At 69.0% G+C, this 22,816-nt stretch carries 13 protein-coding genes; 7 read left to right on the forward strand and 6 right to left on the reverse strand.

The annotated features are described in order from the left end of the window. Positions 1-438: 438 nt before the first annotated feature. The 7 genes from NQZ70_RS00265 (at position 439) to NQZ70_RS00295 (ending at position 13,028) form a co-directional block, all read left to right on the forward strand. Positions 439-2,685 carry a type VI secretion system Vgr family protein gene (locus NQZ70_RS00265; RefSeq protein WP_237244889.1) on the forward strand — a complete coding sequence of 749 codons (2,247 nt, stop codon included), beginning with the start codon at positions 439-441 and terminating at the stop codon, positions 2,683-2,685. A gap of 23 nt (positions 2,686-2,708) precedes the next feature. Continuing rightward, complete coding sequence (locus NQZ70_RS00270) at positions 2,709-3,737, forward strand: DUF2169 domain-containing protein (protein ID WP_129572414.1); 1,029 nt, start codon at positions 2,709-2,711, stop codon at positions 3,735-3,737. Beyond that, the gene (locus NQZ70_RS00275) at positions 3,724-8,379 is read left to right on the forward strand and encodes a PAAR-like domain-containing protein (RefSeq protein ID WP_165373719.1); all 4,656 of its coding nucleotides are present in this window, start codon (positions 3,724-3,726) and stop codon (positions 8,377-8,379) included. The genes NQZ70_RS00270 and NQZ70_RS00275 overlap by 14 nt, the downstream gene beginning before the upstream one ends. Further along, positions 8,372-8,962 carry a HEAT repeat domain-containing protein gene (locus NQZ70_RS00280; RefSeq protein WP_129572416.1) on the forward strand — a complete coding sequence of 197 codons (591 nt, stop codon included), beginning with the start codon at positions 8,372-8,374 and terminating at the stop codon, positions 8,960-8,962. The genes NQZ70_RS00275 and NQZ70_RS00280 overlap by 8 nt, the downstream gene beginning before the upstream one ends. Positions 8,963-9,006: 44 nt before the next feature. Beyond that, positions 9,007-10,071 (forward strand): formylglycine-generating enzyme family protein, encoded by a 1,065-nt coding sequence (locus NQZ70_RS00285; protein WP_237244890.1) that lies wholly within the window; start codon positions 9,007-9,009, stop codon positions 10,069-10,071. 216 nt (positions 10,072-10,287) lie between these two features. Continuing rightward, positions 10,288-11,835, forward strand: a complete 1,548-nt coding sequence (locus NQZ70_RS00290) for a serine/threonine-protein kinase (protein ID WP_129572417.1) — start codon at positions 10,288-10,290, stop codon at positions 11,833-11,835. 188 nt (positions 11,836-12,023) lie between these two features. Beyond that, complete coding sequence (locus tag NQZ70_RS00295; RefSeq protein ID WP_129572418.1) at positions 12,024-13,028, forward strand: hypothetical protein; 1,005 nt, start codon at positions 12,024-12,026, stop codon at positions 13,026-13,028. 17 nt (positions 13,029-13,045) lie between these two features. Here NQZ70_RS00295 and NQZ70_RS00300 read toward each other — a convergent pair whose 3' ends face one another. From NQZ70_RS00300 to fadI, 6 genes are all read right to left on the reverse strand, one after another. After that, entirely contained in the window at positions 13,046-14,473 is a 1,428-nt protein-coding gene (locus NQZ70_RS00300; RefSeq protein WP_207217700.1) for a cytochrome P450, read from the reverse strand. A gap of 65 nt (positions 14,474-14,538) precedes the next feature. Then, entirely contained in the window at positions 14,539-15,603 is a 1,065-nt protein-coding gene (locus NQZ70_RS00305) for a terpene synthase family protein (RefSeq protein WP_129572420.1), read from the reverse strand. 61 nt (positions 15,604-15,664) lie between these two features. Then, the gene (locus NQZ70_RS00310; RefSeq protein WP_129572421.1) at positions 15,665-16,693 is read right to left on the reverse strand and encodes a hypothetical protein; all 1,029 of its coding nucleotides are present in this window, start codon (positions 16,691-16,693) and stop codon (positions 15,665-15,667) included. A 499-nt stretch (positions 16,694-17,192) separates the two neighbouring features. Beyond that, positions 17,193-18,221, reverse strand: a complete 1,029-nt coding sequence (locus tag NQZ70_RS00315; protein ID WP_165373720.1) for an STAS domain-containing protein — start codon at positions 18,219-18,221, stop codon at positions 17,193-17,195. Positions 18,222-18,808: 587 nt separating this feature from the next. Continuing rightward, positions 18,809-21,043: a fatty acid oxidation complex subunit alpha FadJ gene (gene fadJ, locus NQZ70_RS00320; protein ID WP_129572423.1), complete on the reverse strand. Its 2,235-nt coding sequence runs from the start codon at positions 21,041-21,043 to the stop codon at positions 18,809-18,811. Next, positions 21,040-22,350, reverse strand: coding sequence for an acetyl-CoA C-acyltransferase FadI (fadI, locus tag NQZ70_RS00325; RefSeq protein ID WP_129572424.1), 1,311 nt, complete (start codon positions 22,348-22,350; stop codon positions 21,040-21,042). The genes fadJ and fadI overlap by 4 nt, the downstream gene beginning before the upstream one ends. Positions 22,351-22,816: the final 466 nt, after the last annotated feature.

The following is a 22,816-nucleotide window of genomic DNA, read 5'->3' on the forward strand; positions in this document are numbered from 1 at the left end:
GCGTACGAGGGTCGACCCGTAACTTTAAGACTTGAAATTCTACACGTCGCCTCCTCGTGCGTCGTCCCCTGGAGGGGACGCGGCGGGTGTGGCATCGTGGTCGCAGAGCGCCATTCGCGCTGCCGCGCGCGATTCTGTTCGAGAAATGGTGTAATTTTACAGGTTCAGCAATGGAGTGCTTCCGCCCCGCCATCGTCCACGGGGCGGCGCAGTGCGCACACCCTGGCATAGCCCCGCGTCCAACGACCCTCTACGCCGAACGGCGCGCGCACGGCCATCCAGCGCCGTTCGCCTGGGCGGCAGGCCCTGGACAGTACACCAGATCTCGTGAGACGCTCCCCGGCGCATTCCCAGCCATGATTCGACTAGCCTGGTTCGACAGGAGCCTTGGACGCTCGCGAGCAGACGGCGCGGGCCGGAGCGCAGGAGGGCGCGAGGATGACGTTCGTTAAAAGCCATGGTGAGGATCCCTCGCAGGCGACCGCTGGTGGTTCGGTCAAGGGCCTCGGCAACGCGGCCGGCGCCGCCGCGAGCCGCATCGGCGGGAAGAACCTCGAGGTCGAGGTCGCCTCGGGCGACGCGCTCGACGTGCGCAACTTCTCCGTACAAGAGCGGCTCTCGTCCCTGTTCGAGGTCAACCTGGTCGCGGTCTCGGACAACGCCAGCATCGACTTCGACGCCGTCGTGGGCCAGCCGGCGCGCTTCACGCTGCGCGCGGGCGCGCACGACAGGTCCTGGTCGGGCCTCTGCAACCACCTCGAGCAGGTGCGGGTCGAGCCGGGCGGGCTCTCGACGTACCAGCTCACCGTCGTGCCGACGATGTGGCTCCTCACGCAGCGGAAGAACTACCGCATGTTCCAGCACACCTCCGAGCCGGACATCGCGCTCAAGGTGCTCGAGGAGTGGGGCATCGCGCCCGAGGTGCGGATCGACGGCGGCGCCTACAAGAAGCGGAAATACCGCGTGCAATACGGGGAGTCGGACTTCGCCTTCGTGAGCCGGATGCTCGAGGACGCGGGGATCTCGTACGCGTTCGAGCAGAGCGGGGGCGAGACGAAGCTCGTCCTGTCGGACGCGCCGCACGCGAACGTGAAGCGCGGGGCGCCGCTGATGTTCCTGGACGACGCGAGCCTTGTGCGCAGCCACGGCATCTCGTTCGTGACCGACGTCCGGATGGGCAAGCGCGTGCGGCCGGGGAAATACACGCTGCGGGACCACGACTATCGCCGGCCGCCGGGCTACAAGCTGGTGGGCAGCGCGTCGGGCGGGCAGGGGCTCGAGGCGAAGCTCGAGCGCTACCAGTACACGCCGGGCGCGTTCCTCTTCGGCACGGATCAGGGGGACGCGACGCCGAGCGCCGACGACAAGGGCAAGGCGCGCACCGACGAGAAGGAGGCGGCGAGCCTGGCGCAGCGGCGGCTCGACGCGAAGCGCGGCAGCGCCAAGGTCTGCACCTTCGAGACGAACGCCCATGACCTTGCGCCAGGGAGCGTGGTGAGCATCGCGGGGCATCCGCACGAGGCGCTCGCCGAGAGCCGGACGCTGCTCGTCGTCGAGTCGTCGATGAGCGGGACCCATCACGGCGAGTGGGCGCATCGGTGCAAGGCGCGGGGGACGGACATCCCCTTCCGGCCGGAGCTCGTGACGCCGAAGCCGAAGGTGAACGGGGTCGAGAGCGCGACCGTGGTGGGGCCGCCCGGGGAGGAGATCCACACGGACGAGTTCGGGCGGGTCCGGGTGCATTTCCACTGGGACCGCGAGAGCCAGATGGACGACAGCAGCTCGTGCTGGATCCACGTGAGCCAGTCGTGGGGAGGCGCCGGGTACGGCGGGGTGACCTTGCCGCGCGTCGGGCAGGAGGTGCTGGTGGACTTCCTGAGCGGGGACCCGGACCGGCCGGTCATCGTGGGACGGGTGTACACGAACCTGCAGAAGGTGCCGTACAAGCTGCCCGACAACAAGACGCAGAGCGGGTGGAGGAGCAACTCCACGGGCGGGGCGGGCGGCTACAACGAGATCATGTTCGAGGACGCGGCGGGGAGGGAGCTCGTCAATGTCCAGGCGCAGAAGGACCTGAACAAACTCGTCAAGAACAACGAGACGGAGACGACGGGCGTCGATCGGACGATCACGGTCGGGCACGACGAGGCGATCACGGTGGGGAACAATCAGACGATCGCGGTTGGGAACAATCAGACGATCACGGTCGGGAAGGATCGGGCCGCGGCGATCGGCGTCCAGGACTCGACGCTCGTGGGCAAGAAGCACACGGTCACGATCGAGCAACCCGCCGAGCCGCCGCCGAAGATCCCGCCCACCGGGACGGTGATGACGGATCAGTTCATCTCGCAGACGACGGGGCGGTCCACGCTCACGATGAAAGGGCCGGACGTGAGCCTGACGGCCGAGGGGAGCGTGTCGATCAGCGCCGGCGCGAACATCAGCATGAGCGCGGGCGCGAACATCCAGATCACCGCCGGCTCGACGATCCAGACGTCGGCGGGCGTGACGATCGCGAACGCGGCGGGCGTGACGATCACGACCACGGCGGGCGCCGTCGTGGAGGTGAAGGCGGGCCAGCGCGCGACCGTGGACGCCGCGGCGGTGGAGGTCAACGGGGATACGGTCCTGATCGCGGCGTCGGGGGTGGTGGACATCGACGGCGAGTACATCGATCTCAACTGATCAGCCGCTGGACGGGCGCTGCCATGATCGTTCGGAACTATACTCGTTTCTGGCCTTTTTACTTCGACAGCGTCGATCCGCAGGGGCGCGAGTTCGGCGTGTTCGTGCTGCGCGGCGCTTTCCGCATCGTCCCTGGAGGCGTCGCGCAGCTCGATCCGGAGCAACCCGAGGTGTCCGGAGGGGACGTGTTCCACGGGGACGCGGGCTCGTCGAGCCTGCGCATGGAGGGCGATCTCGCGCCGTTCAAGCAGCGGAGCGACATCCACATCAACGCGACGGCGCACGCGCCGGGGGGCTGGCCCGCGCCGGCGTGGTTCGTCCGCGCGCGCGTCGGCAAGGTGGACAAGACGCTCCGCGTGACGGGGCCGCGGCGCTGGGTGCGCGACGGCGGCGAGTTCCGCCTGACCGAGCCGGAGCCTTGCCGCGAGGTGCCCATCCGGTACGAGCACGCGTTCGGCGGGACCTTCAAGGACGCGTGGGGGGCCCGCCACGCGTTCGAGCAAAACCCCGTCGGGAAGGGCTATCTCCCCGAGGGGAAGACGCCGAGCGACGTCACGTTCGAGGCGCCGCAGATCGAGTCGCCCGACGACCCTGTCACCGAGCTCGGCCGGCCCCACAAGCCGGAGGGGCTCGGCCCGATCCCGGGCGTCTGGCTCCCGCGGCGCGCGTACGCGGGGACCTACGACGAGGCGTGGCGAGCGGAGCGCTGGCCGCACGCGCCGCTCGATTTCGATTACCGGTTCTACAACAGCGCTCATCCGGATCTCGTCTATCCGGGTTATCTTCGCGGCAACGAGGAGATCGTCCTCGAGAACCTGCACCCGGACGGGGCGCTCGAGCTCCGGCTCCCGGGGTATGAGCTCGGGTTGCTGGCGCTGCTCGAGACGGGCTCGCGCGCGGTGGTCCCGATGCTCCTCGACACGCTGATGATCGACGTGCCGGAGGGGCGCCTCTTCATGACGTGGCGCGGCGCGTACAGCAAGAGACGCAGGATTGAGGCGCTCGAGGCGTGCATGGCGGCGCCGGGAGGGACGACTCGTGGCCGAGAATGAAGGGCTCCGCAAGACGGGCAACGCGTGGGTCGTCTGTATCGAGCCGGATGTCTGCAACACGCCCATCGGCGACGAGATGAAGCCGGTGCCGTACCAGATCCGCGCCTGCCTGGCCGCCGGCGTGGACGAGGCGAGCACGGTGAAGCTCGGGACGTTCGACACCACGACGATGGCGAGCCGGATCACCACCGTCGAGGGCGACGAGCCGGGGACGGGCGGCGGCGTCAAGAGCGGGGTGAACCTGGGGTACTGCCGGCCGATCTCGCACAGCACGACGGTCCAGGCGCAGGGGAACAACATCATCTATCACACATCGCTGTACGCGATGAACTGCGCGGGCCCGGACGGGCCAGAGAACACGATCGGCAAGGCGGTGTTCATGGCCCACGGGTCGGCGCCCTATGCAGGGCCGCTCGTGGACCTCGACAAGATGCGCGAGGAGGCCGAGAAGAGCTGGTGGGACAAGGCCTCGGACTGGGTCCACACCGGGCTCGATATCGTCGGCTTCATCCCGGGCCTCGGGGAGATCGCCGATGGGCTCAACGCGGTCATCTACCTCGCGGAAGGCGACTATCTGAACGCGGGCATCTCCGCGGCGGGGATGATCCCCTTCGCGGGCGCGGCGGCCACGGGGGGGAGGCTGGCCGTGAAGGCGGGCAAGGCCGTCGCGGAAGCGGTCGGCAAGGAGGGGGCGCAAGAGGCCGCGCAGCAGCTGGGGAAGCAGGGCGCGGAGCAGTTGGGGAAGCAGGGCGCGGAGCAAGCGGGGAAGCAGGGGGCCGAGCAGGCGGGGAAGCAGGGGGCCGAGCAGGCGGGGAAAGAGGGCGCCGAGAAGGCGGGGAAAGAGGGCGCCGAGAAGGCGGGGAAAGAGGGCGCCGAAAAGGCGGGGAAAGAGGGCGCCGAAAAGGCAGGGAAAGAGGGCGCCGAAAAGGCAGGGAAAGAGGGCGCCGAAAAGGCAGGGAAAGAGGGCGCCGAGAAGGCGGGCAAGAAGGGCGCTGACGACGCCGCCGGCGGAGGTGCGAAGAAGCCCAAAAAGCAGGGCAAAGACGGGATCGTGATCAAGGGGACCCCCGGCAAGGGAAGCAAAGCGGGTCGCGGGAAAGGGCACCCGAAGCGCCCCCGGGAACGCAAGAGCTCGTCCGAGCAGCCGCCGCGCAAGCGGAAACGCGAAGGGCACCCCGTCGACGTGGTGACGGGCGAGGTCGTCGACGAGGCGACCGATCTGTCGCTGCCCGGCGCCATTCCGCTCGTCATCGGACGTCGCTATGCCTCTTCACGCCACGGCGACCGCGACGCGGCGCTGGGGCCGGGATGGGTCCACAGCCTCGAGGAGTGGATCGAGGAGGGCGAGGAGACGATCGACCTGCACGATGGCGATGGTCGATGGATCTACTTCGACAAGGTAGGCGCCGGCGAGGCATCGTTCCTCCGCGGCGAGCGGCTCGAGCTCCGCGTCGGCCGCGATGGGAGCTATCGCGTTTACAACCCAGAGAGTCGCATCACCCGCGTCTTCGCCGGCCCGGGGCGCGAGGCGCTGCTCCGCTCGATCGAGGACGCGAGCGGCAACGCGATCACGCTCGACTATCAGGAAGGATTGCTCTCGCGCGTGGTCGACACGGCCGGGCGTGAGGTCCTCTTCACGTGGGACCGCGGCCGGCTCGCGCGCCTCGACGTGCGCGTCGACGGCCGCGTCGAGCGATCGGTGGAGTACCGGTATTCGAAGGCCCGGAACCTCGCCGCCGTGGTCGATGCGCTCGGCAACGTCGAGGAGTACGAGTACGACGGCGCAGATCGAATGATCGCCGCCCGGCTCAAGGGGGGCGCGCGCTTCCAGTACGCTTACGACGACGAGAGCGGGCGCTGCGTGCGGACGTGGGGGCCGGACGGCCTGCACGAGGTGGAGCTCTACATCGACGAGCGGGCGCAGACGACGAGGGCGGAGAGCGAGGAGCCGAAGATCTACACATGGGACGACGATGGACTCGTCACGCGCGAAGAGACGACGACGGGCGTCGTCTTGGCGGAGCGCGAGTACGACGAGGATGGTTTCATCGTCGAGGAGCGCAACGGCGCGGGCGACGCAACGCGCCTCGAGCGCGACGCGCGCGGCAACCCCGTGCGCGTGGTGGATGCGGCCGGCAATGTGACGACCTGGGCGTACGAGGGGGATCTCCCCGTCAAACGCACGGGGCACGACGGGCTGGAGACGCTTTACTCGCACGACGAGCGCGGGAATCTCGTCGAAATTCAATACCCGACGGGCGTCACCTACAAGCTCTCGCACGACGACCGAGGGCGCCTGTGCTCGATCGAGGGGCCCGACGGGCTCGTCGTGCGGTATGAATACGACGCGCGGCACAATGTGATCGCCGAGACGGACGCGCGCGGCGCACGGACCACGTTCGAGTACGACACGCTCGGGCGCCCCGTGTCGATGACGGACGCGCTCGGCAGGGTTACGCGGCTCACGTACGATCGGCTGGGCAGGCCGATCGAGATCCATCGTCCGGATGGAACCATCGCCCGGCAAGCCTACGACGCGCAGGGCAACGTCGCACGCATCGCGGACGCCCTCGGGCATGTGACGGTGATGGAGTATGCCGGCACAGGGGTGCTCACGCGTGTCACCCAGCCCGATGGGCGCACGTGGTCCTTCCGGTATTCGTCCAAGGAGCGCCTCCGGGAGATCGAGAACCCGCGTGGAGAGGTGTATGCTTTCACGTACGATATCGCAGGTCGCGTCGTCGAGGAGCTGACGTTCGACGGGCGGGTGCTGAAGTACGGCTATTCGAAGGCCGGCAACCTGGCGCGGATCGACTACCCGGATGGGAGCTTCCGATCGTTCAACCACGATCGGCTGGGCAACGTCGTCTTCGAGCAGTCGACCGACGGGATAGCGACCTATCCGCGCGACGCGCTCGGGCGGCTGCTCGCCGCGGTCGTGGAGGAGGGAGAGAGCAAGGTCGTCACGATGTTCGAGCGCGACGGGCTCGGGCGGATCGTGACGGAGCGGCAGGGAGACAAGGCGCTTCGGTTCGAGTACGACGCGCTCGGGCGGCGGACCAAGCGGGTGCTGCCGAACGGCGCGACGACGAAGTACGTGCACGACGCGCTGGGCGCGCTGGTCGCCGTGGAGCACGACGGCTACCGGATGGACATCGAGCGGGACGTGCTCGGACGGGAGGTCTGGCGCGGTCGTCCGGATGAGCAGGTGTCGATCCAGAGCGGGTACGACGCGATGGATCGGCTGATCGAGCAGCGGGTATCGGCGTCCGCGCCCGGGGCAGCGATCACCCAGGACCTGGTCGATCGGAAGTGGAGCTATGACGCGCTCGGACGCGTGACACGAATCGAGGACGGTCGATGGGGCGCGACCACGTATCGGTACGAGCGGATCGACCAGCTCCTCGAAGCGCGGCGCGGCTCGCTGCGCGAGGTGTTCGCGTACGATGCGGCGGGCTCGCTGCTGAAGATGCTCGAGGGGCTCGAGGCCCAGACGGGGGCTGCGGAGTGGGAGCTCGCGCCGGGGGACCTGCTGCGGCAGACAGGCAAGGCCAAGTACACGTATGACAAGCGGGGCCGGCGCGTCGTCAAGCTCGACCTCGGGGCGCGCGCGGCGAACGCTCAAGGGGCAGCGACCGAGTACGCGTGGGACTGTCGAGATCGCTTGCGCGAGGTGCGGCGGCCGGACGGGACACGGGTGCGGTTTTCCTATGACGCGTTCGGACGGCGGGTGCGCAAGGAGGTCGTGCCGGCGGGCGCTGAGACGCCGGACCGTGTGGTGGAGTTCGTCTGGGACGGGGATGAGCTGGCAGCGGACCTGGAGCGGACGCGGGGAGCACGAGTGTTCGTGCACGATCCGGGGACGTTCGTGCCGCTCTTGCACGCGGAGCAAGGGGAGGTGTTCGCGGTAGTGAGCGATCACCTCGGGATGCCCAAGGAGCTCGTGGGGCAAGACGGGCGGGTCGCCTGGTCGGCGGCGCACTCGGTATGGGGGCGGGTGGTCGAGGTCTGGAGGGACCCGGCGGCGCAGCACGCGCGGCCGGTGGAGAGCCCGTTCCGGCTGCTGGGGCAGTACGAGGACGAGGAGACCGGGTTGTGCTATACGCGATTCCGGTATTTCGACCAGGAGGTGGGGCGGTGGTGCAGCCCGGATCCGCTGGGGATCCATGGTGGAGCACGGTTGTTTGCGTTCGACGGGTGTCCCACGATGGAGGTGGACCCGTGGGGGCTCAAGACGGGTGGTGCGAAGGGTAGAGCGAGTGCCGGTGATGAGTCGGAGCTATTCTACCGTACCATGAGCAAGGAGCACTATGAGACCCTGAAAGCCACCGGAAGGATGCCCGGGACTACCGAGACCACCATCTCCCCCACGCAATCATTTTCGGAGAGCTACAACGGCGTCCTGGTGGAGTTCAAGATGAAACCGGGGACCAGGGCGGCGCTGGAGGCGATCGGCGTGCGAGACGTGTCCGCCCTCACCACGGAGGCTTATCCGGATATGCCCATCGGTGAAAAGGGATGGGGAAAGAAGCACGCGCGTTTCAAGGGCGAAGGAAAGCAGATAAACATCGCGCTGGGCACTGGCAAGGCGCTAGATATATTCAACGATAATATTCAGGGATTTGATTGTGTTGGTGAATGAACGGCAAAGGAAGCTGGTGCTGTCGCTCGCGCTCGGTAGGATCGGCGAGGACGATTTTCTGCGTCAATTCCCGCTGCCCGCCGAAGAGAAGCTCTCGCTGGGGTGGAGAGTCTTGCAGTTCGCGTTGTCAGAGAGAGAGAGCGATGCCGTCGAGGTCGGGGTCATTCTCGGGGACTACTACGGAATGGGAAGGGAGTACGTCGATGTGCTCGAGCGGCTCGCGGGTGAAGATTGGCATCGCAAGCACGAGGATATAGTATTTGCGCTCGGAAGGCTCGCGTCGCCAACGAGCGTCGATGCGATCTACGCGGCCGCGCGCTCGCACCATCGTTACCTCGAGGACTATGACGACAGCTTCGAGCTCCGCTCGAAGGCCATTCATGCCTTGCGGAACATCGGTACACCAGAGGCCGTCTCCAAGCTCGAGCAGCTCTTCGGAGAGCTCAAAGAGCCGAGCTTGCGGTCGAAGATCATTCGTCGCTTCCAGGAGCTCGCATCCGAAGGTGCGCCAGAGGAGGTCCGAACAGCGGCGCAGGCAGCGCTTTCCCGGGTCGACGTTGCCGACTCGGAGGGACAGGCGTGAGGCCAGAGGCACGAAGCTCTGCGACCGAGCCTCGTAGTTGCGCAATGAGCAAGCTCGCGGCATGGATGGGGGCGGCGTGGGCCGTCATGACCGGCGGGTGCGGGACGCTCGTGGGGCTGGACGACGGCTATTACCTGTACGAAGGGGCGGGCGGCGGGAGCGGCTCTGGAGCAGCCAGCGGGACCGGCGCTGGAGCGGGCGGCGGGACCGGCGCTGGAGGGGCTTGCAGCGGAGGGGCGTGCCCCGCTCCGCCGAGCTGCGCCGGGCTGGACGAGACATGCGGCCCGAGGGGCGACGAGAGCTGCTGCGCGAGCCTGGAGGTCGCCGGCGGGAGCTTCAAGCGAGACAACGACGAGAGATATCCGGCGACGGTGAGCGGGTTCTCGCTGGATCGGTTCGAGGTGACGGTGGGGCGGTTTCGAAAGTTCGTGGAGGCGTATCCCGGCAGCAAGCCAAAGGCGGGCGCGGGGAAGCACCCGCTCGTCGACAGGAGCGGGTGGGATGATGGCTGGAGTAACAGCTGGCTGCCGGCGAACGCGGCGGCGCTGAAGGAAGCGCTGAAGTGCGACTCGACCTTGTCGACATGGACGGACGTGCCCGAAGCGCACGAGCATCTACCGGTGAACTGCCTGACCTGGTACCTGGCGTTCGCGTTCTGCGCGTGGGACGGGGGCCGGCTGCCCACGGAGGTGGAGTGGAACTACGCCGCGGCCGGCGGTGAACAGCAGCGAGAATACCCGTGGTCGGAGCCCCGGGACACGACCATCGATGAGAGCTACGCGGCGTACGACTGTACCGGAGATGGGTCTCCGACCAGCGACTGTGCGTTCAGCGATATCCTGCCCGTCGGGTCCCGGCCGAAGGGCGATGGGCGATGGGGGCAGGCGGACCTGGCGGGGAACTTGTGGGAGTGGGCCCTGGACTGGTACGCCGACTATCCCGAGGAAGAGTGCGAGGATTGCGCCAACATGGCCGCTGCCTCGGACCGGGTGATCCGGGGCGGGGCGTTCGTCAACGACGCCTCGTACCTGCCCACTTCGTACCGCACCTATGACGATCCGGCGGACAGCGAGAATGACGCCGGCGTCCGGTGTGCGAGAGACCTGTAGTGGAGAGCGGCGCCGCCGGAGCTCCTCGACGAGCGCGATGCCGGCGCCCCGGCGTCCACCCGCGCGATCGCCGCGCGCCCGGCCCCGCTCGCTGCGCGGCGGCGCGGCGAGGGGTGACGGCGGGCATCGAGGGAGACCGCCGCCGCGCTCGCTCGCGGCCGGCCGCCGGCTCCCGGGATCCTTGACGCCGCCAGCCCGGTAAGCGAGCCTCCCGCCGTGTCGGCCACACTCGCGGAGGGGACCGTCTTCGCGCGGCGCTATCGCGTGGTGCGCCTCATCGCTACCGGTGGAATGGGGAGCATCCACGAGGTGGTGCACCTGGAGACGGCGCGCCGCCGGGCCCTCAAGGCCATGCACCCGCACATCTTCGCGGACGAGGAGATGCGCGCGCGCTTCAAGCTCGAGGCCCGCATCGCGGCGGACGTCGAGAGCGAGTACATCGTCGACGTCTTCGACGCGGGCGTCGACGAGGCGACCGGGACGCCCTTCCTGGTCATGGAGCTGCTTCGCGGCGAGGAGCTCGGCCAGCGCCTGAAGCGCGCCGGCCGCCTGCCGCCCGCCGAGGTGATCACCTACCTCCACCAGACGGCGCTCGCGCTCGACCGCACCCACGCCGCGTCCATCGTGCACCGCGACCTCAAGCCCGCAAACATCTTCCTGTCGGAGCGGGAGGACGGCTCGGTCCGCGTGAAGCTCCTCGATTTCGGCATCGCGAAGCTCATCGCCGAAAGCACGGCCGCGGCCGGCGCCACGCGCAACCTCGGCACGCCGATCTACATGGCGCCAGAGCAGTTCCAGGTCGGCGCGAGGCTCACCGGGGCCGCGGACATCTATGCTCTGGGCATGATCGCCTATACGCTGCTCGTGGGGGTACCCTACTGGAGGCAGGAGGCGAGGAGCGCCGGCGACATGGTCGCGTTCGCGCTGCTGGCCGTCCGTGGTCCTCAGGAGCCGCCGGTGCAGCGCGCGCGCGCGCAAGGTGTGATGTTGCCGCCGGGCTTCGATGCGTGGTTTGCGCGGGCCACTGCGGTCGTGCCGGCGGCGCGGTTCGGCCGGGCGGTGGAGGCGGTGCAGGCCCTGGGCGAGGTGCTCGGCGTCCCGGTGGGCGGCGACCGGTGGTCGATCCCCGGGGCGCCGTCCCGGCCCGGGATGGTCGCCGCCGCCACGGCGATGACCCCGGCGCACGAGGCGGCGGAGCCGGCGACGATCCCGGAGTACGAGCGCGACTCGCGCTCCCACGGGCTGACGCTCGCGAGGACCCAGACCGAGGCGGCGGTGTCGGCCGGGCCGACCAGGGCGGCGAGGCCGATGCGATGGCCGATCGCCGCAGGATTGGCGGTGCTCGGGCTCGGGGTCCTCGGCGCCGGGAGCTGGCTCATGCTGGGCGCTCGCGGCGGAGGCGGTCCGGAGGCGACGGCTCCGGGCCCTGTTTCCGAGGCGTCGGCAGAGCCCGGGCCGACCGCGGCAGCGCCCGGATTGGCCGCGGCAGCGGCCGCGACAGCGTCCGAGCCCAGCGCCGCGCCGCCCGAGCCCAGCGCCGCGTTGCTCGAGCCCAGCGCCGCGCCTGGGCCAGCGGTACCTGCGGCCTCGGTGCCGGCCTCCTCGGCGCCCGCCGCGGCCTCCCGCCGCCCGAGCGCACATCCGCCGGCGCCCACCAGCACGTCTGCGCCCTCGAGGTCCAGGGCGCCTTCGGCGTCGTCCGCCAACAAGAAGCCGCCGCCGCGCGAACCCGCCTCGACCCCCGACCTGTATGGGCGGCATTGATATCTGGAGCTCCGCCGCGACGCCGCCTCGCTGCCCGCGCGCCGCGACCGGCCCGATGCGCCCCGGCGAGGCTCACTGGAGGGGTGATGTTTCACCTCGCCTGCCTGCCCTCCGGCCTTCATGCTCCGCATCGCTGTCCCCCACATGGGCCCGTATCCCGAGCTCCCTTGCCTGCTGAGCGCCAGATCATGATCCGTTGGTTCCGCCGGCCCACGCAGCTCCTCGCCGCCCTCGGCCTGCTCTCGCTCTCCGCGTCCGCCGCGGCCCAGGACATCGCGGCCGCCGAGGCGCTCTTCGACCGAGGGCTCGCCGACATGAAGGCAGGTCGCTACGAGACGGGCTGCAAGGCCCTCGCCGAGAGCGAGCGCCTCGACCCTCAGCCGGGCACGCTCTTCACGCTGGCCTCCTGCGAGGCGAGGTGGGGCCGGGTCGCCACCGCGGTGGCGCGCTTCAAGGACTACATGGCGTTGTTCGATCGGATGACGCGGGCCGAGAAGGCCCGGCAAGGCAGGCGGCCGGAGGTCGCGGCCCAGGAGATCGACGCGCTGTCTCGGCGTGTCCCGCGGCTCGCGCTCTCCCTGCCGCCGGGCGCGCCGGCCGGAACGGTCGTGAGGCGCGACGGCCACGAGCTGGGTGACGCCTCGCTCGGCGTCGCGTTGCCGGTGGATCCAGGTGAGCACCGGATAGCGATCGAGATGCCGGGAGGGGCTGTCCAGGAACAGCGCATCACGATCGCCGAAGGCGAGTCGAAGGAGATGGTGCTGGACATCAAGAAAGGAGCGCCGCCGCCGGCCTCCGGCGCGCGGGAGGCCCCGGCGGGCCGTCGCACGGCGCTCTACGTCGCGGGCGGGGTCGGCGCCACGGGGCTCGCGCTAGGCGGGATCATGGGCGCGCTCGTCCTCGGCAGGAAGGGCGTCATCGACCAGCACTGCGGCACCGCCATCCAGGCCAGCGACGAGAAGGCCTGTGACGCGACAGGGCTCGACGCCGCGAACAGCGCGAACGCGATGGCCGTGGTGAGCACGATCGGCTTCGGGGTGGGGCTGGCCGGGCTCGGAGCGGCGGCGGTGCTGCTGTGGACTGAGCCGGCGCACGCCGGCGCAACGACCGGCGCGAGCCCGAGGTGGCTCAGCGCGGGGGTGCTGGAGGCGGGGCCGGCGGGGGCGGTCCTCGGCGCGAAAGGTACCTTTTGACGAAGGCCGCCGCCCGCTCAGGCCGGGCTGCGCCGCGTCACCCGGAACGGCGTCCCGTTCTTCATGTGCAAGGCCATCGACAGCGCCGGCACGACCTTCCGGCGCGGCAAGCCGGCGGCGAACGTATAGCGCTGAACGAGGCGCGCCAGGATGAGCTGCGCTTCCGCCAGAGCGAAGGTGCTGCCGATGCACTGGCGCTGGCCGGTTCCGAAAGGGATCCAGGCCAGCTTGTGCCGTGACGCCGCGCGCTCCGGCGTGAAGCGCCCCGGATCGAAGCGATCGGGATCCTCCCAGAGCTCCGGATGACGATGGATGGCGTAGGTCGGGGCGAGCACGAGCGTGCCCGCCGGGACGTGAAAGCCGTCGATCTCGTCATCGACGACGGCGACCCGCACCAGCCACCAGAGCGGCGGGCGCACGCGCAGCGACTCCTGGAAGACCATGCGGGTATAGGACAGTTTGGCGAGGTGGGAGGCATCCGGTCGGTCCCGGCCGACCACGCTGTCGACCTCGGCGCGCAGCTCCGCCATGACGGCGGGCTCGTGCAGCAGCAACTGCAGTGTCCACGCGAGCGCAACCGCGGTGGTCTCGTAGCCAGCCAGGAACAGGTTCACGACCTCGTCGCGGAGCTCGCTGGCGGTCATCCGCCGGCCGGTCTCGGGATCGACCCCGCTGACGAGCATCGCGAGCAAGCCCCCGCGGTCCCCGGCGCGCTGCTGCCGCCGCTGGCTGCGCTCGATGATCTTGAGCAGCACCGCGTCCATGTCGCGGATCGCCTGCTGGTAGCGGCGCCTCCCCGGGACGGGGAGCCACGCAGGCAGCTCCTGCGCGACGATGCCGCGGAAGACGTAGTTGATGGCGAACGTCACGCGCGCGGTGACGAGCTCGATCTCCTCGCGGTTGATGTCGCCCCCGAACAGCGCTCTCGCGATCAGCTTCATCACGAGCGGGCTGACGGCGCGCATCGGATCGAGCGGCGAGCCCGTCCTCGCCGCGACGTCCCAGATCTCCAGCTCGTCGTCGATCGCGTCGACCATCACGCCGGCGAGCTGGTCGACCCGCTCGCGGTGGAAGTGCGGCTGCATCATGCGGCGCTGGCGCAGCCAGTAGTCCCCTTCGCTCACGCCCAGGCCGTTGCCCAGCAGGGTCCTGAGCGAGTCCCACAGCGCGCCGCCCTTCCCGTACTTCGAGCTGTGGTCCCGGAGGACATGCTGGACGTGCCTCGGGTGATTCACGACGATCATGCTCAAGGGGCCGAGCCGCAGCCTGTACACGTCCCCGTGTCGCATGCGGGCCCTCGGGAAGAACTCGGCCTGCTGGCTGAGCAGCGCCGGGAGCGACCCGAGCAGCGGCAGCCCGCCCTCCGCGAGGGGCGGCATGCGTGCGTAAACGGGCGCCTGGCTGCCTGGGAACGTCGCAGGATCGATCTCGGTGTTCAACGCCACCCCTCCTCCTTCCGGGCCCTCTCCTCCGCCGGAACCGCGGCGTGAGCCGAGGGCCGGCGTGCGCGTCACATCGAAAAATATTTCTCGTCGTAATAGCGGCGAGTGATCATGTACCAATCGAAGGTGCCACGGATGAGCGAGTAGGCCGTGCGCACGCACCGCGTGATCGCTTCCGCCTTCTCCTCGTACCCGTCCACGAGAGCAGGGAGATCCGCCGCCATCTGGACCATGGCCTTCACCATGTCGTCGGCGAGCTTGCCCGCCAGGTCGCAGGCGCTCTGCAGCTCGATGCCGTGCTCACGTCGGAGGAGCCCGACGAAGTTGGCTTCACCGCTCCTCATGTCCTTGTACAGGCCGAGTAGCTCGTTGTGGAGCACGATGACGAAGGCCGCGAGGTCGGTGATGCTCTTGACGTGCTGGTCTTCCAGCACCTCCTGCATGCCCAGCCCGTGCTCGCGCTCCAGGAAGATGGCGGCGAGCGGCATGAAGTAGCTGCTGCCGACGTTGTCTCGCCTCCGCATCAGGTGCGTCGTGGGGCACGGGGCGGCGCTCTGCTGGTTCAGCGTCTGGGCCCTCAGCGCCCGGAGGTGGAACCGCAGGGCCCCGGCGAAACCCTCGAAGGCCCGCGGCGAGGCGAGCGCCTCGATCTCCGCGAACCACCGGTGCCATGCCCTGACGATGTGGTCGTCTCGCGACGTCGGCGCATCTCCGCTGGCGATCTGCTCCACCCTCCTGATGTAGGTGAGCTTCTTCGACCGGTCGGCGTTCACGTCGTCGACCACGTCGTCGAGCGCGAAGAAGAGCGCCAAGGATATCGCTCCATACATCACGAGCTCTCTCGGATGCTCCGGGAAGATCAGCGCAGCGCAGTCGTCCAGCTTGATGCGCATCAGGACGTCATGTCCGCGCGTCCCTGGCTCGACGAGCTTCGCGTCCACGACCCAGTCGACGTAAGGAGACCGAATCTGCTCCAGGTGCTCGCTGACCCTGCGCTCCAGCGGGACGAGGAGAGCCGGGATCCTGACCCCCTCGAAGCCCGGGAAATCGAGCTCCATGCCCTTCAGGCGCTCGCCGAAGCCCTCGGCGCTTCCGGAACCTTGGCTCGCCCCGAAGCCCGATCGCGGGTTCATATCGCCCTCTCCTCGGCGATGCTCGACGCGCGAGCCCGCCGGCTCAAATGTGTAATGATGTTCACTGGTCGTCCAGCGCTTTCAGGGCGAAGGCGGTGACCAGGGCCTCCGAGCCGACGTAGACATCGGAGCGACCCAGCTTGTACATGGGCGAGTTGGGCCATGAGCCGTCTGAAGCCTGTGCTCTGCGTAAAGCCTCTCGCTCGGACGAGTTGTCGATGCGCAGGCGATTGGCCGTGATGACCCTGTACGCGAGCTCCAGAGGGACATCGCTGCTCCCAACGCGCGCCCTCAGCGCCTCCTCGACGACGTGAGCGTACTTCTTCCTGAACCTCTCGAACTCCAGCAACCTCGACGCCCAGTAGAGGCACACGTCCGGGGTCAGATAGTAATAGTAGGCGTTCGTACGCGCGGCCTCCTGTGCGCGCAGGGAGTCGATCAGGTACTCTTCCGTGGGCCGGGCTTCGCCCTCCCTCCCCAGGAGGTAGGCCAGGTACAGCGCGTTGGCGCAGGGGACCGGGTCGATCCTGTAGCGGCCTTCCCTTTCGCCCCTCGGCGGCAAGTAAACGTGGATGATCCCGGCGTCGTTCACGTTCTGCAGCACCTTCGAGGCAGCCGAACGAGCGACGCCCGTGGGAATGGCGCCGAGCTTGACGAGGACCGACAAGACGAGCCCCGTGACGTCCACGTCGCAGGGGAGCAGGCTCGTGTCCACGAAGTACGAGAAGAGACCGTGCTCGTGGCGCTCGCCGAGAAACTCTATGATCCGGTGTTTTATCCTCGAGCTCAGCCTGCTGTTCATCAGCAGATCCAAGATGACCGCGGAGCTGAAGATCTCATCCGGCATCTCGATGCGCGACCTGAAGTCCGGTGTCCGGCTCAGCGTGGCCTGGTAGCAGCGGTCGACGTCGAAGGCCCGGCCTAGGTATCGATAGCCCCTGTCGATGGGGCTCTCTTCAATCCTCCTCAGGGAGCTGAGCCGCTCCAGTATCCCTGCCTCGCCCTCTCGCAGGCTCAACATGTCGTGTTGTGTCGAGCTGGCGCCAAAGGTTGACTGCCCGTCGGTGTGGGACGCGCGATTGCTGAGCATCGATGGACCTCCTTCTGCATGCTGCTGGCACTGGCGGATCCATTCAGTCCTTGACACAATCGCGGAACGATGAACCGATGTCAACGCTCGCGCACGGACCTGGTGCCTATCCTTACAGGCGAGCACCCGGCGCAAATCAGCGAAGGGGCCAATGGCTGCGCCGTCGTAAATTGTGTTATGATAACGCGCGTTTGGGCGATGGCTCGATACAGGACATCACGGCGTCCTGGACAGCAGAGCGTCCTGGCCTGAGCTCGCGCGCGGGTCGCGCATCTCTCCCGGGAACGCTCGCGCGATGTTGCTCACCCGGATGGCACACCGCGTTTGCGGCTTCGAGCCGTGGTCTGGTTCACTCTGGACATATTTGTGTTGCGGAGCGGAAGGCAGGCAGGCCTTGATGGATCGTGCCCGCCTGTGCACGGGCGAATCCGTGCCGCCGTCCGGCGTCGTAGGAGCCTGTCGGCCCGGTGCGCCGGAGCCGATGGCGCGCTGGCGTGCCTCAGCGCCGGGCGGCGACGTCGAGCCGCGACGCGATGGAGTGAGCCACGTTCGCCTCTGTCTGCATCATGCGCAGGCAGGTCTGTAGGCCGTGCCTGAGGTTGCGGAGGGTGAGCATGGGGCCGAGATCCACGCGCAGCATGGTGAGCGTCTGCGCCACCGCAGGTCGGACTCCGGTCAACATGCACCTGGCGCCGAGCAGCTCCACGGCGGTCACCAATCTGAGGAGCTGATCCGCCGTCGAGGAGTCCACGATCTCGACGCCCGTCACGTCGACGATGACGAAGCGGCACTGCTTCCGCGTGATCTCCTGGAGGAGCTGGTCCGTCATCTCGCCGCTGCGCCGGGAGTCGAGGACGCCGATGATGGGCAGGACGAGGATCTCATCCCAGACCTCGAGGATCGGGGTCGAGAGCTGCTGCACGGTGAGCCGCAGGCGCTCGAGCGCGTCGTTCCTATCCTTCTCACGGGTGAGCTGCTGCTCGAGCTCCTTTTCCCACCGCTTGCGCTCGCTGACGTCGCGGAACACACCCACGGCGCCGAAGAACGAGCCATCGTTGGCCATGACGGGGCGAGCGCTCACGACCAGCCAGGCGCCCGCCGGCTTGCTGCCGTGCCGGAAGAATATCTCCTCCGCCGCGACGACCTCGCCCTTGAGCGCGCGAGCGACCGGCAGCTCGTTCGCCGGGAACGGCGTCTGCTCGTCGGTGCGGTAGAATCCGTACCGCCTGCTCCACTCGTCGGGTGACACGCTGTCCACCGTGGCCTTGAGGAGCGCCTCGGCCGCCGGGTTGGAATAGAGGATCTTGCCCTCGCGATCGCTGACCACCACGCCGTCAACGATGTTGTCCAGTATCATCTGCTGCGCCCGCACGCGGCTCTCTAGCTCTTCGATCTTGTCGGCGCGAGGCGCCGACGAGCCGCGCTCGCCTCCGCCGGCGCTCTGGCTGCTCCTCTTTCGCCTCGCGTCCGCCGCGCTGGCGCGCTCTCGCTTCTTGGTCTCGTTCGACGGGAGAGAAGGTTTGGGCAATCGAGTCTTTCCTTCGTTTTGACGGGCCGGTTTCATGTCAACTTCTCCTGGTGGCTACGGCACGAAGCTTCAGACGGTTGCCTGGACCGGCCCCATCCGCTGGATCCGCGACCACGGACGCACGACGAGCAAGGGGGCTGTCCCCTCTGGTCGCATGCGCGCGTTCCTCTCCTGAGCTTGTCCTCCAGGCGCATCCGATGCTGCGTCCAGCTTGCCTAGTTGCGAGTGAGGCTAAACCACCGATGAGGGACAATCAACGGTTTGTGCTGTAGCGTACATGTGTGGAGCTCCGCTCTACTGGCAGCCGCTCAACCACATCTTGACGAACCATCGTTCGATGGCGTCGTGGCTTGTGCAGCCCGCGCGGCGCGCGCAGCCGTTGATGGAGGGGCGGCGGTGGGCGGGTTTCTCACCTCGCTGGTGAGCTTCGTCGCGAGGTGGATGGTGGTGAGTCCACGTATCCAAGGGAGACCGGGGTCTTCGCGAGCCACGGAACGGAGGGCAGGCCAGAGCAGGGCCCGCGTCGCGCAGGCCCCGTGAGCGACGACATGGACGATAACGTCCCAGCGCCGCCGCGCCCCGGCGCGTCAGTCGTAGAACCGCTTGCCCGTCCTGGCCGCCTCGACGAGGGCCGGGGCTGGTGTCCAGCGCTTGCCGAAGCGGCGCTCGTACACCTCGATGCGGCGGAGCACCTCCGCAGGGCCGAGGGCGTCGACGTAGCGGAACGGGCCGCCGCGGAAGGGCGGGAACCCGAGGCCGAAGATCGCGCCGATGTCGCCGTCGCGCGGGCTCCGCAGGATGCCCTCGCCGAGGCAATACAGCGCCTCGTTCACGAGCTGGAGCGAGCACCGCATCTGGATCTCCTCGATCGCCACCGGCGGCTTGTCCTTCGCCTTCGGCACCGGCAGCCCCAGCACGGCGTACACGCTCTCGTCCGGGTGCTTCCCCTTGCCCTTCTTCTTCGCCGCCGCGCCGTACAGGTACATCCCGCGCTCGTTCTTGCGGCCCTTGCGGTCGCCTGCGACCAGCTTGGCCATCGTGGGCGGCGGGGACATGCGCTCGCCGAACGCCTCGATCATGATCGGACCGATGTGCGCCGCCACGTCGATGCCCACCTCGTCGAGCAGCGCCAGCGGGCCCACCGGCCAGCCCCACGCGACGAGCGCCCGGTCGACCTGCTCGATCGACACCCCCTCCGCCAGCAGCCAGCTCGCCTCGTTCATGTACGGCCCGAGGATCCGGCTCGTGTAGAAGCCGACTCCATCGTTCACGACGATCACCGTCTTGCCCTGCCGCTTGCCGACCGCCACCGCCGTCGCGACCACCTCGGGAGACGTCGCCTCCGTCCGGATGACCTCGAGCAACGGCATCTTGTGCACCGGGCTGAAGTAATGCATCCCGACCACGTTCTCCGGCCGCCTCGACGCGGCCGCGATCCGGGAGATCGGGATCGAGGACGTGTTCGACGCGACGATCACGCCGTCCTTGCCGTTCGCCTCGACGTCCCGCAAGACCGCGTGCTTCACCGCGAGATCCTCGAAGACCGCCTCGATCACGAGATCGGCGCTCTTCAGGCCCGAGCTGTCCGTCGTCGCCGTGAGCAGCGCGAGCTTCTGGTCCCGCTCGAGCGGCGTGAGCTGCTTCTTCTTCACCCGGTCGCCGAGGATGTCGGTCACGTACTTGAGCCCGCGGCCGAGCGACGCGTCGTCGCGATCCCGGAGGCGCACGGCGATGCCGGCGTTCAGGCTCACGTAGGCGATGCCCGCGCCCATCAGGCCGGCGCCGATCATCGCGATCTTCTCGACCTTCCTCGGCTGCACCGACGGGTCGTCCACGCCGGTGTCCTTCTTCATCGCGTTCGTCGCGAAGAAGAGCTCCATCAGCCGGTGCGCCGTGCTCGACACGACGAGCTCGCCGAACGCCCGCGCCTCGACCTCCCTCGACGCGTCGAACCCCCGCTCCGCGTAGGCCCGCAGCACCTCGATGATCCGCTCGGGCGCCGGGTAGTGCCCGCCGGTCTTCTCGCGCGTCTGCTTCTGGGCCTGCTGGAAGAGCAGGGCCCTGCCGATCGGGTTCCGCTCGAGGGCGGCCCGGGTGAGCGCGGCGGCGTCGAGCTTCGGGCCCTTCTTCCCGGCGCGCTCGGGCCGGAACGGCGGGCCGCCTTCGACGCGCGCGAGCTTCAGCGCGAGCGCCGCGGCCGTCTCCTTCAGGATGGGCGCGGGGACCACGTCGTCGGCGACGCCGAGCTGCCGCGCCTTGGAGGGGCGCATGTTCTTGCCGGTGAGGCCGTGGTCGAGCGCCGCCTGGAGGCCGGCGCGCTCCGCGAGCCGCTGCAGCCCGTTGATCCCGGGGAGCAGGCCGAGCTGCACCTCGGGCAGGCCGAGCACCGTCTTCTTGTCGTCGCTCAGCACCCGGGCGTGGCAGGCGAGCGCCACCTCGAAGCCGCCGCCGAGCGCGGCGCCGTGGATCGCGGCCACGATCGGCTTGGGCGAGCGCACGATCCGCAGGACCGCCTCGTGGCCGGCCCGGCACATCGCCTCGGCCTGGGCCGCCGTGGTGACGCTCTTCAGCATGTCGATGTCGGCGCCCGCGATCCAGGTGTCGGCCTTGCCGGACACGAGGATCGCGGCCTTGATGAGCGGGTTGCTCGCGATCTGGCCCATGATCCGCTCGAGATCGCCGGCGAACGTGGGCTTCAGCGTGTTGACCGCCTCGCCCGGGACGTCGTACGTGACGACGGCGACGCCGTCGGGGCGCACCTCGAGGGAGACGGGGCTCTTGGCCGCGGGGGCCTGCGTCACGGTGCTCTCGATCGTCGTCATGCTGCCTCCAGGACCACGGCGGCGCCGAGGCCGCCCGCCGCGCAGACGGTGAGGAGCGCGTGCTGGCCGCCGCGCTTCTTGAGCTCGCGGAGCGTGGAGAGCACCATGCGCCCCCCCGTGGCCGCGAACGGGTGGCCGAGCGCGATCGAGCCGCCGTTCACGTTGAGCTTCTCGGGGTCGACCTCGCCGACGGCGGCGGACCGGCCGAGCTTGTCCGCGGCGAACGACGGCGACGCGAGCGCCTTCAGGTTCGACGCGACCTGCGCGGCGAAGGCCTCGTGCATGTCGACGAGGTCCATGCGATCCAGCGAGAGGCCGGCGCGATCGAGCGCCCGCGGCGCGGCGAGCACCGGGGCCATGAGGAGCTGCCAGCCCGGGTCGACCGCCGCGTAGGCCCACGACTTCACGTACCCGAGCGGCTGGTAGCCGAGCGCCTTGGCCTTGCTCTCGCGCATCAGGAGCAGGGCGCTCGCCCCGTCGGTGAGCGGCGAGGCGTTGCCCGCGGTGATGGTGCCGTGGCGGCGATCGAACGCGGGCGACAGCTTGGCGTAGGCCTCGAGGGTCGAGTCGTCCCGGACCACGTTGTCGCGCTCGACCGGCTTGTCGTACGGCGGGGGGATCACGTGCATGACCTCGGCCGCGTACGTGCCGTCGCGCCAGGCGCGCGCGGCGTTCGTGTGCGAGCGGTGGGCGATGGCGTCCTGCTCGGCGCGCGAGATGCCGTTCTGCTTCGCCATCTTCTCGGCGGCCTCGCCCATCTGCTCGCCCGTGGTCGGCTCGCGCGAGAAGCCCGGGATCGGGGGCACGACGTCCTTCAGCGAGAGGCGGGAGAGGATCTCCAGCCGGGCGCCGAGCGTCTTGGCCTTCTGGAGGTCGGTCAGCGCGGAGGCGAGCTTGCGGGAGACGCCGAGCGGCACGTCGCTCATGCTGTCGGCGCCGCCGACGACGGCGACGTCGTGCTGGCCGGCGAGCATCGCCTCGGCGGCGCTCGTCATGGCCTGGAGCGACGTCGCGCAGGCGCGCGAGACGCTGAAGGCGTCGATGTCCTTGGGCAGGCCCGTGCGCAGCACCACCTCGCGCGCGATGTTGAGCCAGTCGAGCGTCGGCACCACCTGGCCGTAGACGACCAGCGTGACGTCGCGCGGGCTCACCTCGCTCCTCTGGAGGAGCTCCTTGACCACCGTGGCGGCCAGATCGACGGTGCGCATCGCCTTGAGCGCCGTCCCCGCCTTGGTGAACGGCGTGCGCAGCCCGGCAACGACCGCCACCCGGTCCTTGCCGCTCTTCCCATTCTTGCCTGAAGCCATGTCGACTCCTCTGCTGCCGGAGGAACCGCCGCGGGCCCGCCCCGCGCGCCCCGCGCAGCCCCCCCGGATCCCGGCTCGCCGGTTGGAGGGATCCCTTAGGTGTGCTGACGCGACGTGTCAACCTCGCTCGGTGGGGCGCGCTGGGCGAGGGGGGCGAGGAGGGTGGAAGATCTGTGGAGCGGCCCTGAATGCTAATTGGGCCCACACTGGATCTTCTCGATAGCGTGGTTGGCTAGGGGAGACGGATTCGGTTCGCTGCGCTGCTGTGCGCAGCGCCGGTGGCCTTTGGGGGGTCGACGCTCGCGGCCAGCTCGGCGCCGGCGTCGCCGGGCGACGCGATGACGTGCGTCGAGCTCAACGATCTATGAGCCCTGCGCAGGAGCGCTGCTCCGCGCAGCGTGTCTAGAACGCAGCCAGTCCAAGAATGAGACAGAGAAAAAAACGCAAAGGCGCAAAGGCGCAAGAA

This window comes from Sorangium sp. So ce836 (assembly GCF_028553905.1).
Classification (GTDB): domain Bacteria; phylum Myxococcota_A; class Polyangia; order Polyangiales; family Polyangiaceae; genus Sorangium; species Sorangium cellulosum_D.